General features: G+C 66.0%; 14 protein-coding genes and 2 tRNA genes. All 16 read right to left on the bottom strand.

Features of this window, described 5'->3' with window-relative positions; all coding sequences use genetic code 11:
• Positions 1-469: 469 nt before the first annotated feature.
• On the bottom strand, positions 470-2,707 hold the full coding sequence (locus H6A21_RS11005) for a MurT ligase domain-containing protein (RefSeq protein ID WP_342636090.1): 2,238 nt from the start codon (positions 2,705-2,707) through the stop codon (positions 470-472).
• A gap of 162 nt (positions 2,708-2,869) precedes the next feature.
• Positions 2,870-3,841, bottom strand: coding sequence for a CorA family divalent cation transporter (locus H6A21_RS08770; protein ID WP_204562370.1), 972 nt, complete (start codon positions 3,839-3,841; stop codon positions 2,870-2,872).
• Positions 3,842-3,932: 91 nt separating this feature from the next.
• Complete coding sequence (locus H6A21_RS08765) at positions 3,933-4,634, bottom strand: biosynthetic peptidoglycan transglycosylase (protein ID WP_204562369.1); 702 nt, start codon at positions 4,632-4,634, stop codon at positions 3,933-3,935.
• 100 nt (positions 4,635-4,734) lie between these two features.
• Positions 4,735-5,904, bottom strand: a complete 1,170-nt coding sequence (locus H6A21_RS08760; RefSeq protein ID WP_204562368.1) for an Mbeg1-like protein — start codon at positions 5,902-5,904, stop codon at positions 4,735-4,737.
• Between the two features lie 132 nt (positions 5,905-6,036).
• Positions 6,037-6,123 (bottom strand) — tRNA-Leu (locus H6A21_RS08755).
• A 338-nt stretch (positions 6,124-6,461) separates the two neighbouring features.
• Positions 6,462-6,836, bottom strand: coding sequence for a VOC family protein (locus tag H6A21_RS08750; protein ID WP_204562367.1), 375 nt, complete (start codon positions 6,834-6,836; stop codon positions 6,462-6,464).
• Positions 6,837-6,893: 57 nt separating this feature from the next.
• Positions 6,894-7,178 (bottom strand): PTS sugar transporter subunit IIB, encoded by a 285-nt coding sequence (locus tag H6A21_RS08745; protein ID WP_204562366.1) that lies wholly within the window; start codon positions 7,176-7,178, stop codon positions 6,894-6,896.
• Between the two features lie 226 nt (positions 7,179-7,404).
• Positions 7,405-7,486 (bottom strand) — tRNA-Leu (locus H6A21_RS08740).
• Between the two features lie 13 nt (positions 7,487-7,499).
• Entirely contained in the window at positions 7,500-8,468 is a 969-nt protein-coding gene (locus H6A21_RS08735) for a hypothetical protein (protein WP_204562365.1), read from the bottom strand.
• Positions 8,469-8,477: 9 nt separating this feature from the next.
• Complete coding sequence (locus tag H6A21_RS08730) at positions 8,478-9,071, bottom strand: FtsB family cell division protein (protein ID WP_204562364.1); 594 nt, start codon at positions 9,069-9,071, stop codon at positions 8,478-8,480.
• Positions 9,072-9,671: 600 nt separating this feature from the next.
• On the bottom strand, positions 9,672-10,961 hold the full coding sequence (eno, locus tag H6A21_RS08725) for a phosphopyruvate hydratase (RefSeq protein ID WP_204562363.1): 1,290 nt from the start codon (positions 10,959-10,961) through the stop codon (positions 9,672-9,674).
• A gap of 218 nt (positions 10,962-11,179) precedes the next feature.
• On the bottom strand, positions 11,180-12,058 hold the full coding sequence (mazG, locus tag H6A21_RS08720) for a nucleoside triphosphate pyrophosphohydrolase (protein ID WP_204562362.1): 879 nt from the start codon (positions 12,056-12,058) through the stop codon (positions 11,180-11,182).
• Positions 12,059-12,061: 3 nt separating this feature from the next.
• Entirely contained in the window at positions 12,062-12,631 is a 570-nt protein-coding gene (yfcE, locus tag H6A21_RS08715) for a phosphodiesterase (RefSeq protein WP_204562361.1), read from the bottom strand.
• 42 nt (positions 12,632-12,673) lie between these two features.
• A complete protein-coding gene (locus H6A21_RS08710; protein WP_204562360.1) occupies positions 12,674-13,051 on the bottom strand; it encodes a hypothetical protein in 378 nt (125 codons plus the stop codon).
• A gap of 118 nt (positions 13,052-13,169) precedes the next feature.
• A complete protein-coding gene (locus H6A21_RS08705) occupies positions 13,170-13,535 on the bottom strand; it encodes a hypothetical protein (RefSeq protein WP_204562359.1) in 366 nt (121 codons plus the stop codon).
• Between the two features lie 148 nt (positions 13,536-13,683).
• Positions 13,684-14,811, bottom strand: a 1,128-nt coding sequence (locus tag H6A21_RS08700) for a LarC family nickel insertion protein (RefSeq protein WP_204562358.1), incomplete at its 5' end; no start/stop codon positions are given.

Genomic DNA, 14,811 nt, shown 5'->3' with positions numbered 1-14,811 from the left:
CTCGCAAACGGGCGCCGCACGCTCTCACGTACATCTCTGAGTATACTCAGCAGGCCCGTTTTTATTCATTTTTTCCCCTCTCTCCGGTGAACGGTATCTTTTTTGCCGCCCAACGTATGATTTCGAGGTAAAACTGTATATTCACAGGTAAACAGACCAGTTTAAACCGCCCATCATCCGTTCTTATCCCTCCTTGTCAGTGGATATCAACTCCTCTAGACCACTACTGTTATGCATATCTATCTCATCTCATTCACGGGTGCGTCACCGGGCTAAAGCGCGTGCTGCCGCGAAGCGCCCTCCCCTTTCGCGCGGTGTGTCACGCACGGCACGTGGCCGCAGGCGCCCACGTCCCGGCAGGCGGCACCGATAGCAGAAGGGGCCATCGACCGCAGCCGATGGCCCCTCACGAAGCAAAAGGATGTCTTGGACGGACAAGGGCTCCAGCAGCCCGCCTTCGCCCACCGCCCTAGTACGCCAGGTGCATGCCGGGCGTCCGCAGCTCACGCGCGCGCTTCTCGTACGCCGCGCGGGCCTCGGGCTCGAACGCGAGGTGCACCTCGTCCGCGCCGGCGATCTCGCCGATCAGCCAGGCGGTAAACGGCGGGTTCATCGGCAGAAGCGGCCCGATGATCCAGGTGGCAATGAGGTTGTTCACCCGGAATCCCTCGAGCTTGCTGTGCTCGTTCAGGCCCCAGCCCACGCCGTTGTGCAGGAAGGGGCAGAAGGTGTTGTCGCCCTCCACCTGCGTGAACTGGATCTTGAAGCCCACGACCTCGATGGGCTGGACGCCCTCCGCGGGCGCGAACATGCCCACCTCGACGCTCAGGTAGCGAGACGCCATGTCGCGCTTCACGACCGCGTCGATAATCCCCAGGCCCTCGACACGGCTGCCGCGCGCGTCCTCGATCGAACGCGCCAGCACCTCGGGCGCGTTGCCCGTGAAGAGCATGTGCACGCCCTCGTCGATGAGCTCGGCGAGCCGATCGCGGTACGGGCGCAGCTGCTCGATGACGGTCTCCTGCTGGCGCTCGGTCATACCGCACATGACGATGAGGTCGGGGCGCGCGTTCGCGAAATAGGGCGTGTCGCCGTGCGAGGTCTCCACGAACGTGGCGTGCGGCAGGCAGGCGCGCAGGTACATGACGTTGCCGTTCTCGCCCGCCTGGTTGCCGTACTCGGGGAAGAGCACCTCGATGACCGGGGCGCCTACGGGCGCACCCTGCTCCGGCGAGACCGGGCTGTCCGCCGCAGGTGCCTCGGCGCCCTCGCTCGGCCGGGCGGCGCACGCGCCGCCCGCCGCCTCGATGCGCTCGATCAGGCGCGTGCGGCTCTTCTCCACGTCTCCGCCGTTGAAGATGTCGTACGCCCAGAAGATGGAGTCGGCGCGCGTGAGGTCCACGGCATCGGCCGCCTCCTCGGGGGTTTTCACCATAGCGAGCTTCGCGGGGTCGACGCCCGCCAGGCGCAGGCGCAGCAGCAGGTCCTCAGACGTCACGCCCTGCACGACCACCTGCTTGATGGCCGGGTCGCACAGATACTCGAAGTCGGACTGGTAGTACCAGCCGATGTACTCGGTGTTGACCGGGCTCTCCGCCTTGTGGGCGTCGGCGAGCATGAGGATCACGATCTTGTCGCCCGGCTCGCGGCGGATGGTGTCGAGCGCCACCGAGGTCGCCGTGCTGTTCTCGCCCTTCGAGGCGAGCGCCACAAGGCGCTTCGCACCCACCTGCTGCTCGGCGTAGCGCGCTGCGGTCACGTTGATGCCGCGCTCGAGCGAGGCGGCGATCGCCTCGGGCGAAAGGCCGAGCTCGCGGGCCACGACCGTCGCCGCGAACAGGTTGTACAGGTTCGTCAGGGAGTACACGCCGAAGCGATAGGTGTAGCTCGGCGTGCCGGGAGCCGCACACTCGCGCACCGTGAAGGTGTGCGCCGCGCGGTCGACCGCCGTGACGAGGTAGCTGGGCTCAGGGTTGGTGAAACCGCACGACGTGCACCGGGCGTGGCCCAGATGGCGCATGTGGCAGTAGTCGTACGAAAGCTTGCCGCCGCACTCCGGGCAGGCGGTCAGGTCGCACGCGATGCCCTGCGGCTCGGCCGTGTCCTCGGCGAGCGACCCCACCGAGAAGTAGACGCGGTTTTTGCACTGCGGGGCCAGACGGCAGCTGATGAGGTCGTCGGCGTTCAGGATGAGTTTCGTCTCTGCCGGGATGTGCTCGCTCATGACCGAGAAGATGAAGTCAGGATTCGCGTTGCGCGAGAACGAGTCACGGTACAGGTTCGTGACGAGGATGATCTCGGGCGTGACGTAGGGCAGCACGCGGCGGAACGACAGCTCGTCGAGCTCCATGACCGCCGTGTTGACGCGCTGGTGCCCGGACAGATCAGCGTTCTTCACGAACGTGCTCTCGATACCCGTCAAGATGTTGCCACCCGCGCGGTTATCGATCAGCCCCACGCCGTTGTCGGCCAGAAGGTCGTTCAGCAGGTTGTTCGTGGTGGTCTTGCCGTTCGTGCCCGACACGAACACGATGTGCTCCGGCTTGTCGATATGGTCGATGAACGACGGGTCGATGGCCTCGGCGATGACACCGGGCATCTGGCCCGCGTTACGGTGCATCAGCTTGAGGGCGGCCGCAGCGGCCTTGGACGCCGCCATGGCGAGATGGAAACGGGGCCCGCGACGGCCCGAGGTAGCAGCACTCACTGCGTGTCTTCCTCCCGATCGGATGAATCCTGAACGCCTCATTATACGGCACGCATATCACGCGCCCCCATCCTGCCATGGGCTTCGCAAGCTCTCGCCATTTTCTCCAGAGCATCTGCAAACAGCGTGCGCGAGAGCGTGGCGTACCCGCACGCGAAGCCCTCACGCACGCTTGCCGTAGTGCTCGCGAGAGCGGCGCTTGCGCGCGCGTCCGCCAAAGTGCAGCCAGCCGCGCCGCTGGAAATAGAGGATCTCGAGCACGGCGATGATGATGCACACGGCAACGACCAGCGGATACCCCCAGTCCGCATGCGGCAGGACCATGTTGGGGAAGTTCATGCCGTACCAGCCCGTGATGAACGTCATCGGCATGAAGATGGTCGTGACCACCGTCAGCCACTGCATCACCGTGTTCTGCCGTATGTCGATGCCCTCCTGATAGAGGCTGTTGAGCTGCAGGCTGTAGTCCTGCAGCGACTCCAGGCGCGCGGCGAGCCGGTCGAGCTGCCGGCCGAGCGCGCGAAAGCGCAGGCGGTCGCCGTCCAGCACCAGGCCCTCGCCGCTCTCGGAAAGCTCGCCGGCGATATCGGACATGCCCTGGTAGAGCGTATCGAGACCGAGCATACGATGTATGTCGGCCATCATGCGGCGCCGGTCGACCCGCCCATACCCTTCCAGCAGGCGCTCCTCGAGCTCCTCGAGGTCGGAGCGCACCTTGGAAAGCGCCGCCGGGTGCTCGCGCACCGTATAGCGCATGAGGGCGCAGAGTGCTCCCGCCGCGCTCTGAATGGGCGCGCGGTCATGTTCGAGCGCCGTAAGCGCCCGGCAGCAGGCATCGGGCGCGCCGATGAAGCGGATGCGGTCGCACTCCAGCAGAAAACCCATGCGCTCTCGCGGCGCGGCGTGCGGGTCTTCGCTCGGCGCCGCGATGACGCCCACGGCACCGCTCGGCAGGTGCTCCATAAAGGGAATCGCCGCGTGCGGCAGCTGGCGCAACACCTCTTGGGCATCGTGCCCGACGCCACCAAGCGACGCATCGTCGGCTGCCAGCACCTCGATACGCGCACTGCTCTTTGCATTCACGGCAGGCGCCCCCTCTTTCAGCCCGCCATCGTCGATATGCCATATGCGCATGCGCGCGCCACCTCCTCGGTCCATATGAGAAGTTGTACCCGCTCGCGCAGGGGAAAACGCCGCCGAATGCTCGCGCGGCGGATGGGCGGCCTCAGCCCGCCTGCGCACTCGCGGGCGCCGCTTCGCCCGCATCGAACCCGTAGCGCTCCATCTGCTGCACCACGAGCTGCTGACGCACCGCAGCGGCCTTTGGATCTGTCGCGAACAGATTGGGCGCATTGGGGAACCCCGCCATGAGGGTGCACTCGTAGTCGTCCATCTCGGCGGGCGCATGGCCCAGATAGCCCCAGCTCGCCTGTCCGATACCCGTGTAATCGCGGCCGAAAAACGCCGAGTTCACGTAGAGTTCCAAAATCTCGCGCTTGCCGTAGGCGGCCTCAAGGTCATGCACCATGAACACCTCGGCGACCTTGCGCTCGAAGCGCTTGTCTTTCGTGAAGAAGAGGTTTTTGGCAACCTGCTGCGTGATGGTGCTGCCGCCCTCGCGCAGACTCAGCGTCGAAATGTCGGCGAGCAGCGCGCGCCCGATCGCGATAACGTCGATACCCCCGTGCTCGTAGAACCGATGATCCTCGATGGCGACCACGGCGTCGAGGTAGCGCTGCGGCAGCTCCTCGATGGGCGTGTACCCGGGCGTCTCGCGCAGCTCGGCCACGGCCTCCTCGATGCTCTGGCGCCCCAGCGCCTCACGATAGAGCGCGTAGCCGTCGCGCACCGTGATGGCGCACCATGCGACAACGGCGGCAAGCACCGCGATGAGCGCATACCGGGCTATCTGCGCAACCGTCTTCATGGGTCACCCCCTCGTTGGATATTGTCCCGAAGGAACGGCCCCGCGTGAAGGACGAACATGCCGGATTTGCGAACAGTTTTGTAACGTAGGGCGCCTGCCCTCATGATGCGGGGCGTCGCCGGACCCACGGCAGGCTTGCCGCCACGTCGTCGCCCAGGCGGCGCATGACGCGCGCGGCAAGATCGCCCAGCGCCCGTCCCAACACCTCACGCGACGAGGGCTCCATCCGCTTCGACGCCTCGACTATACCGCCGGCGATATCCCGCCCCGGCCTGAACAGCTCACCTATGTCCTCGACACCTGCAGCCGTGATGGCGGCATCTATCGCCTCCACGACCCGCCGGGTCTCGTCCGCGCCCATATCGGCAAGCCAGCCCTCCACCACCTCGTGCACGGAGCGCGCGTAATCACTCAGATGGTCGGCGCGCGTAAACAAGCCGTCTGTCACCTGCCAGGTAAACGCGCTGTGCTGCTCAAGACCGGACGCCGAGCTGACGATCGGCGCAGCCTCAATCGGACACGAAAGCAGCATTCCCACCGTCGATTCCTCCGGCACGATGCGGCTCACCTTGCCGTCGAGCTTGCGGTAGTCGTCTTCGCCGAAGCGCCCGCGCACAAAGCCCGGAGCATCGAGGGTCCAGACGTGCGCGATGCGCGCACGCGTCTCATCGGAGCACGTCAGGGCTGCATACAAGGCCAGGTTGCCGCCCTTGGAATGCCCACAGACATTCAGCGGAACCGAAAGGCGTGAAGCCGCGCGCTCGAGGTATTCGCGCGCCAGTCGCTGTGCGCCCACCTCGTTGCGATAGGCCATGTCGAGGTCCTCGCGCCACCCGGTGCGAGAGGCATCAGTACCGGCGAACGAAACGCAAGCGAAGGCGTCGCGCCAGATATACGTCGTCGCCATGAACTGCGTATGCGACGCTTCGTCGACCACGCGGCTGAACCCGGAGAGCGCCACGTCCCGAAATCGCGGGCTCGCGACGAGCGCGTGCAGGCAGCGCTTGATGTCATCGGGCACGAGGCCGGTAAACATACCAGCATAGCGCTCGGCCCGATCGAGGTCGACGAAACGCGCCGTGGTGACCCCCGGGTCGAGCACCGCCTGCAGGCGCCGAATCAGCCCGGTGCGCACACGGGGAAAAGAGGGCACGATGCCCTCGCCGTTCAGCATGGCCGCCTGCGAGAACACCGCCGCGTCCACCTCGCCCAACGGCTTCTCGTCGAACGTTGCGAATTCGGATTCCAGATACGAGATGAGTGAAAACATGAACGGCAGCTCCCTGCGGTCGATTGTTCATCTTGTACCCGTATGGACACATGGGGATGCTGGGAGGGTCGCATCGCAGCGCGGTGCACATATATGAAAAAAGGCCCCATTGCTGGAACCTTCAATCTCTTATGGTGCGGGCGAAAGGACTTGAACCTTCACGGGGTTGCCCCCATATGGACCTGAACCATACGCGTCTGCCAATTCCGCCACGCCCGCGTGCTGTTCTAGAATAGCAAATCGCCGCGCGAGCGCAAGGGAAATTTTAGAAACTTTTGAGCCGCCGTCGCATCGCAGCGCGTCGCCGCCCAAGAGCGCACCTCCGAGCACCAACGCAGGCGACCGCAACCAACTTGCCAACAGTCTCGCTAAGTGATGCTGTTAGCGAAACTGTTGGCAAGTTGGCTGTCGGCGCTTCGTACCGAGCTGACGCGAAACCGGATACCAAGGGCACAAGCCCTCGCAAGACACCTGCGGCACGGCGCGCCATCTTCATACAGCAGAAGGCCGCGGGGCGCCCTGGACGTCCCGCGGCCATCGCACAGGTTGCTTGTCGCCTAGTCGGTCGTCAGATGGATGGCGAACCCACCGATCTCGCGATCGAAGTACACAAGACGCGTCGAGCCGTCCGCAGCGAGCTTGCGCGAGCTCTCGTCGATGGCAAGCCCGCGCTCGGCGAACCACGCCACCGCGGCCTCCAGGTCATCGACATGGAAGCCGATGTGCCCGTGCGTCCCGCGCCCGTTCTCCTTCATGGTCTCGACGACCGTGCCCGAGAACACCGAGATGGGCGTATCGTAGGCCGGCAGGCCCATCAGCACCGAGAAATCGTTGGCGATCTGAGCCGCCTCCTCGGGGTTCTTCGCGTTGATGCCGACGTGCGCCACGCGCATCCCGAACAGCTCCTGCGGGCTCTCATTTGCCTGGGTCATCTGGATATCCTCTCTCTTGTGCGCCGGATGCGGGCACATAGCGTTCGCAGCCGGCTCTCATCTCGCCATTAGGTCGAGAATCCGCTTCTCCACATCCGTTCTTCCCTTTCCGGTGAGAAACGGAACGCCGCTTACATATTCACATGTAATACCCATGGGCGCGACCGTCGTTGCGATGAGAAAATCCGCATCGGCGCACTGGGTGGGAGCATCGGCCATGCAGCAGCGCACGAGCTCATAGCGCCCCGCATAGCCGTGGGCGTCGAGAAAATCGGCCACATACCGCGCAACGATGGCCGAGGTGACAACCCCCGACCCACATGAAACGACGATCTTTATCACAAGCGCTCCTTCAGCAGCATTTGAATGCGCCCATGATACGTCTCGGTGCCGCGCGCTCTATACATGCCCGCACTGTTTTACGCCAAAGCGGCCCATATGGCATGTGAGCGGCAGGCGGCCTGTCACCCGGAGCGCATGCGGCATCACGCCCGACATCGACCGCCTAAGCGCGTCCTTCCATGCCGCCCCAGAGGGCGAGCCGTATGCAGTTCGAATAATCACAGGGTAGGGGCAGTGGGACTCGAACCCACAATCCCGAAGGCCGAAGATTTTAAGTCTCCTGCGTATGCCAATTCCGCCATGCCCCCATGTGGAAGAAGTTTAACACGACAGCAAGGGCGTCCAGCCAATGACCGGCTCCTGCCCGTCGAGCACCTCGCTGATCGTGGTGGCCATGCCAACAAGCAGGCTGTTCTCGCTGACCGTGAGCGCATCGTAGCCCCCGGTGCGCAAGATCTCGCGGATGATGAGCGCACCGCCGAGCATCACGGGGGCGCGCTTCGCCTGGATGCCCGGAAGCGCGGCGATCTCATCTGCCGTGCGACCGCTCATAAGCTCGATGCACGACTCCACCTCGGCAGCGGTCAGCTCATGCAGGTGCACGAACGCAGGGTCGTAGACCGCGAGCTTGTTTGCCAGAGCGACCAGTGTGGTCACCGTACCGCCCACGGCAACCAGGCGCTCGGGGCGCTCGCCTGCGCCCTCCCAGTAACCGGCAAGCACGTCGGCCGCCCATGCGGAGGCCTCATCGCACTGCTCGCGCGTCGGCGGATCGCCCGCGAGGAACCGGTCGGTGATACGGCGGCACCCGATGTTCAGCGACTGAAGGCGCCCGAGCGTCAACGGCTCGCCCGGCGCGTAGCTTCCCATCACGAGCTCCGTCGACCCGCCGCCCGAATCGGCCACGGCGATGCGCCGGGCGGGAAAATCATGCGCCACCCCGTAGAAGGTCAGACGCGCCTCGATCTGGCCGGGGATGACCTGGGGCCGCAGCCCGAGCTGCTCAAGGCCGCCGATCAGGTCTTCACCGTTTCCCGCGTCGCGGGCGGCACTCGTCAGCGTCGTGCACACAGCGTCCGGCGCGAAGTCCGCAATGCGCTGGACGAAACCGCCGCATGCGGCGAGAACGCGCCCGATGGCATCGTCGCTCAGGCGTCCCGTCGCGTCGACTCCCCGCCCCAAATCGGTGATCTCGGTCACCTTCGTCGAGCTGACGATGGCGCCGTCCTCAATCGTCGCCAAGAGCAGGCGGGAGGAGACCGTACCCAGATCGACTGCCGCTACGCGCATGAGCGCCTCCTAATTCGTCGTGGACGAGGGCTTCGGCTGGCCTTTGACGCCATCGAAGAAGAATATCGCATCGAGTACCCGAATGTACCAGGGGGCGTCCTGGGCGGCGGCGAGCTCCGTCTGCTCCTCCTCGAGCGCCGTCGAGGGCACCTCGCTTTGCTGCTCCTCGCCCTCATCATCCGTCTGGCCCGCATCCGTGCCCGACGCATCCGCGCCATCGGCGGACCCGTCGGAGGAATCCTGTCCGGACCCCTCCCCGTCCGTGGCAGACGTCGAGCTCTCGCCATCGTCCTGACCGGTCACTTCGATGCGCGTCTCGCCGGGAAGCACCATGCCGAGCTCGGAGCGCGCCGCCTCCTCGATGCCCTCCTGAGACAGGTAGCGATCGACGTCGGACTGCAGGCTGTCGTTGTAGGCCTCGCGCAGCGCCACCTGGCGGCTCAGGATGTCCTCGGTACGGCGCGCCACGTAGAAATCGCGCACCGGGAAATACAGCCCGCCGATAACCGCAGCGATCACGAGCGCGATGAACAAGGGCTTGGTGTTACCCGTGATGAAGCCGTAGAGCGCTTGGACGGCACGGTTGTCCGCGGCATACCTCATGAAGCCGCTCTGACGACGCGAACGGCCCGTGGCGGCGCGCACCGCAGCGCGCGCGTTCTGATCGGTCTGCTTGCCGGCAGACGCGCGAAAGCGCCCCTGGGAAGCCTTCGTGCGGGAATCCCGCGGCCCCTCATGCCGGGCGGAGGAACGGGCAGATGCTCCCGTTCGCGCGCGGCCATACGCCCCCTCGGGCGCACCGGACGCCCCGCGCCCCGATGAACCCGTACCCGATACCCCGGATCCGCCCGCGCGCCGCGGCGCGGCAAGGGCCACCGGCGCGGCATAGCCCGGAGCCACGGCGCGGCGGGGACCGTCCTGCCTGCGCTCCGGCGAGGCCAACGACACGGATCTGTTGCGGAAATCATTCATAGGGCGCCTTGTGTGATTGGGGTACGTGTGCGCGATGCATAAGATGCATAAGTTATACCACGCGACCCCGTCTCAGTTGTGCAGGGATTGCGGCAGGCAGGCGCAAACGCCCCCCACCCGTCCGCAGCGCGCCCGCCTGTCATGCGAAACGGCGCTGGGCCGCACGCGCAGCCCAGCGCCGTTCATCATGCATGCTCCCACGCGCAGGAGGTATGTGCCGCGTGGCCGGCTCTACCGGATGTTGTAGAACGCATCCCTGCCGGCGTACTGGGCGCTCGTGTACAGCTCGTCCTCGATGCGGATGAGCTGGTTGTACTTCGCGATACGGTCGGAGCGGCACGGGGCGCCGGTCTTGATCTGGCCGGCGTTCGTGGCCACGGCGAGATCGGCAATCGTGGAGTCCTCGGTCTCGCCGGAGCGATGCGACACGATGCAGGCGTAGCCCGCGCGCTTGGCCATCTCGATGGCCTCGAGCGACTCGGTAAGCGTGCCGATCTGGTTCACCTTCACGAGGATGGCGTTCGCCGCGCCCATCTCGATGCCCTTCTTCAGGCGCTCGGTGTTCGTGACGAACAGGTCGTCGCCCACGAGCTGAACCTTGTGGCCGATGCGCTGGGTGAGCTTGACCCAGCCCTCCCAGTCCTCCTCGGCAAGGCCGTCCTCGATGGAGATGATCGGGTACTTCTCGACGAGATCGGCCCAGTAGTCGATCATCTCGTCGGTCGTGAGCTCGCGGCCCTCGCCGGCCAGCACGTACACGCCGCGCTCGGCGTCGTAGCACTCGGTCGTGGCCGGATCCATGGCGTACATGAAGTCGACGCCCGGCTTGTAGCCCGCCGCCTCGACGGCGCGGGTGATGTACTCGAACGGCTCGGCGTTCGTCTTGAGGTCGGGAGCGAAACCGCCCTCGTCGCCCACACCGGTGCTGTGGCCGGACTCCTTGAGCACGTTCTTCAGCGTGTGGTACACCTCGGCGCACCAGCGCAGGCCCTCGGTGAAGGTGGGCGCGCCCACGGGCATGATCATGAACTCCTGGAAGTCCACGTTGTTGTCGGCGTGCACACCGCCGTTCAGGATGTTCATCATCGGGGTGGGCAGGACGTGGCCGTTCACGCCGCCGAGGTACTGGTAGAGCTCCAGGCCCGCGGACTGAGCGGCAGCGCGCGCCACGGCAAGCGATACGCCCAGGATGGCGTTCGCGCCGAGGTTGCCCTTGTTCGGCGTGCCGTCCGCCTCCTTCAGCGCGGCGTCGATCGCGCGCTGGTCGAAGGCATCCATGCCGATAGCGGCGTCGGCGAGCTCCTTGTTCACGTGATCGACAGCCTTCGTGACGCCCTTGCCCAGGTAGCGGTCCTTATCGCCGTCGCGCAGCTCGACTGCCTCGAAAGCGCCGGTCGAAGCGCCGGAGGGCACCATGGCGCGGCCGAACGAACCGTCGTCGAGCACGACCTCGACCTCGACGGTGGGATTGCCGCGCGAATCGAGCACCTCGCGGCCGTAGACGTCCAGAATCTCACTCATGTCGCGTCCTTTCCGCTGGAAACCAGCTGGAATCGTATGTGTCGGGCACAGGTTACCCGTGTCAAACTTTTCTCATTATGCCCGATTTCCGCCCGAACAACGCCGGGACGCGCAAAATGTCGGACGAACACGAATCGACCACTACCCCGCCGCGCGCCGCAACAAACGGGGGCCCGGCGCAAACCGGACCCCCGTCACACTCGCTCTCTGCCCCGCGGCTACTCGCCCGCCTCGGGCTCGCCGCGCTTCACGGCGTCCCACAGGTCATTCAGCTCGGCGGTCGAGAGGCTCCCGAGCGCAATCCCGCACTCGAAGGCGGCATCCTCCATGGCAGCCCAGCGGCTCCTGAACTTCGCCGTGCTCGCCCGCAGGGCGCTTTCGGCGTCGATGCCCTCTTTGCGCGCCACGTTCACCAGCGCGAAGAGCAGATCGCCGAACTCTGCCTCGCGCGCGGCGGACCCCAAGGGCTCGGCCTCGTACTCGGCGCGCTCCTCGGCGACCTTCTCCCAGACATCGGCCACGGTATCCCACTCGAAACCGACGGCAGCTGCCTTGCGCGACACCTTCTGCGCCTGCATGAGGGCGGGAAGCGACCGGGGAACGCCGTCGAGCAGACCGTCCGGGCGCTCGCTTGCCGCAGCGGCGTCGGCGTCGCGCGCCTCCTTCTCGGCAAGCTTCACCTTGTCCCAGATATCGAGCACCTCGTCGGCGCTCGTGGCCGCCTCGCGCTCGCCGAACACATGGGGATGGCGGCGGATGAGCTTCTCATCGATCTCGCGGGCGACGTCGGCCATGGTGAACTCGCCGGCGTCCGCCGCGATCTGCGCGTGCAGCACGACCTGCATGAGCACGTCGCCCAGCTCCTCGCGCAGATGCGCCACGTCGTCGCCCTCGATGCAGTCGACCGCCTCGTAGGCCTCCTCGATCATGTTCTTCGCGATGCTCGCGTGCGTCTGCTTGCGGTCCCACGGGCAGCCATCGGGCTGGCGCAGGCGCCAGATGGTGTTGATGAGAGACTGGAGCTCCTCGCGCGCGTCGACGAGCGTCGACTCGTCGCGCACGGGCGCCTCCTGGTCGGCTTCCAGCTGGTCTGACATGGGCTACTCCTCCTCCATCACCACGTGGCTGAACGCCTCGGCGACCGGCAGCGTGCTGTCGTAGAGGCCGTAGCTGTGCGTGCCGTCCTTCGGGATGGACACGCTGCCCGGGTTGAACGCCCAGATACCGGGATGCGCCGGCACCGCCTCGTTCACCTTCACGTGCGTGTGGCCGTACACGATGGCAGAGCCGTCGGGCAGCGCCGGCAGGTTGTCCACGCTGTTGTGGAAGCCCGCGCCGTACACGTGGCCGTGCGTGCAGAACAGCTGGCGGCCGCCGTCGTCGAGCACGATGGTGGAATCGGCCATGCAGGGAAACGTCAGGACCATCTGGTCGACCTCGGCCTCGCAGTTCCCGCGCACCGCGACGACGCGCCCGTCCGCCGCCAGATCGTTCAGCAGCGGGATGACGCGCTTCGGGGCGTAGTCGCGCGGCAGGTCGTTGCGCGGCCCGTGGTAGAGCAAATCGCCGAGCAGCAGCACGCGGTCGGGCTGCTGGCGGGCGATCTCATCCATAAGACGGCCGGCCCAGTAGGCCGACCCATGGATGTCGGAGGCGATCAGAAACTTCATGCGCGAATCCTTTCCGATGAAATGGGCGCGTGTGCCCGAACCCTAGCGCAACTCCTCGAAGCGCACCCGGCGGGCACAGTAGAGGTAGACGGCAGCAACCGCCAGGTTCGCGATGGCGGGAATGGCAAGGCCGCCGATGAACACGTACACCACCACGGACACCGCGCTCAACACGACGGCAAGCCAGGTGATGCCCACATAGTATATGCCGAGCCCGCGTGACGGGCGGTTGGCCACGCCGATGCCCCAAACGCCGAGATAAAGATCGAGCAGGGCGCACACAAGCGAGCAGATGGAGAGCAGAAGGCCCGGCGAGGTGTTCGCGAACATGAACGACATGCCCGTCCAGGCGGCCATGGCAACTGCCATGAACAGCTCGACGAAGCTCATGATCTTCAACATCTTTTGGTTCTGCGACATGAACGGCTCCTTCCCGTAGGCCATCACTTCTGCTGTGATGGTTTATACCCCGCACGTGGGGGCGCGGACGGCACCCGGCACGTGAAAGGTCCGAAGGGCAGCGCGGCACCGGCGGCCGCTAGTGAGCGCTGTGGCTCACCCGGTGCGCAACGTAGGCGAACGCGAAGGCGATGAGCGCGTTGATGATGACGGAGACGATGACCTCGCCGTTCAGGATGAGCATGAGCAGGCCGCCGAGATTCGCCCATACCGTCAGCACGATGAGCAAAAACAGCTTGGACACCTTGTACGGATCGCCGCCGGTGCGCAGCCCGAAGATGCCGAGCAGCAGCGAGAAGATCACCGTGAGGGCAAGGGTGAGCAGCTGAAGCGGCTCGAAGGGATAGCCGGACGTGTAGAGCACGCGCGCGGTGATACTCAGGTCGACGGCGCCCACGATCGCGAGCGCGCAGAGCACCTTGAAAGCTCGTTGCATGACTGACATCGGGCATCTCCTTCCCCAAAGCGGATGCGCACCGCCCGGCGAGCGGGCGCGCCCCACGCATTGTACCGCGCGCGGCGGGACGGGCGGCGCGTGTCCTCATTGGGGACGGGGTAGTTTGGTGCCACCGCGCGGGAACGAACGCGCCCCTCTATTTGCCGAGCGCCGCGGCACGCGCCGCGTCCATCACCTGCTGCAAGGGCACCTGCGCTGCGCGGGCGATCGCCGCGCACTCGTCGTACTCGGGAGCGCAGCGCTCGGTGCCATCGGGCAGCGTGACGCGCTTCAGCGTCACTTCGCCCCACGGGGTCTCGACGCGCTCGAGGCCGCGCGCGAGCACCGTGCGGTCCATGGCAACGCGGCGGATGCCGATGGTCGAGGTCTCGCGGAAGATGATGAGCTCGAGGCGCTCGACGTCCTCGGGGGAGGCGATGACCTGCAGCTGATAGGCCGGCCGGCCCTTCTTGGTGAAGATGGGCAGCCAGTGCACCTCGCGCGCACCCGCTTCACGCAGCGCCTCGGCCGCGTAGGCAAGCACCTCGGAGGTGCTGTCGTCGATATCGCACTCGAGCTTGACGACCTGCGCAGGCGTCATATCGGCGCTCGGGCGCGCCGCAGAGGCATCGCCCGGCAGCTCGTCGATCAGCAGGGCGCGCAGCAGCGAGGGCCGCTCGTAGGTGCGCTTCCCGGCGCCGATGCCCACCGTGCGCACGAGGTAGCGCTCAGGCAAGGTGAACGCAGGGTCGAGTGCCGCCACGAGCGCCGCGCCCGTCGGCGTCACGAGCTCGCCCTCGACATCGGCCTGGCGCAGCGGCAGGCCGCGGGCGGTGCAGACGTTCAGCGTAGCGGGCGCCGGAACCGGGATGATGCCATGCTGGCAGCGGATGGTGCCGTGCCCGTCGACGAGCACCGGCACGATCGCGCGCGCGATATGCAGGCTATCGAGCAGCACGCTTGCCGCCACGATGTCGACGATGGAGTCGATGGCGCCGACCTCGTGGAAATGCACCTTGTCGAGGGGCACCGCATGGGCCTTCGCCTCGGCGGCCGCCAGGATGTCGAACGTCTTATGCGCCAGCGCGCGGGCGCCCTCGGTCATGTCGGTGGCATCGATGATGCGCGCGATGTCCGCCGGCCCACGATGCTCGTGATGATGATGGTGATGCCCCGCGTGCTCGTGCTCGTGCTCGTGCTCGTGCTCGTGCTCGTGCTCGTGCTCGTGCTCGTGCTCGTGCTCGTGCTCGTGCTCGTGCTCGTGCTCGTGCTCGTGCTCGTGCTC

Origin of the sequence: Collinsella tanakaei (assembly GCF_016902615.1) — a bacterium.
GTDB lineage: Bacteria > Actinomycetota > Coriobacteriia > Coriobacteriales > Coriobacteriaceae > Collinsella > Collinsella tanakaei_A.
This window is presented reverse-complemented; position numbering and strand designations above follow the sequence as displayed.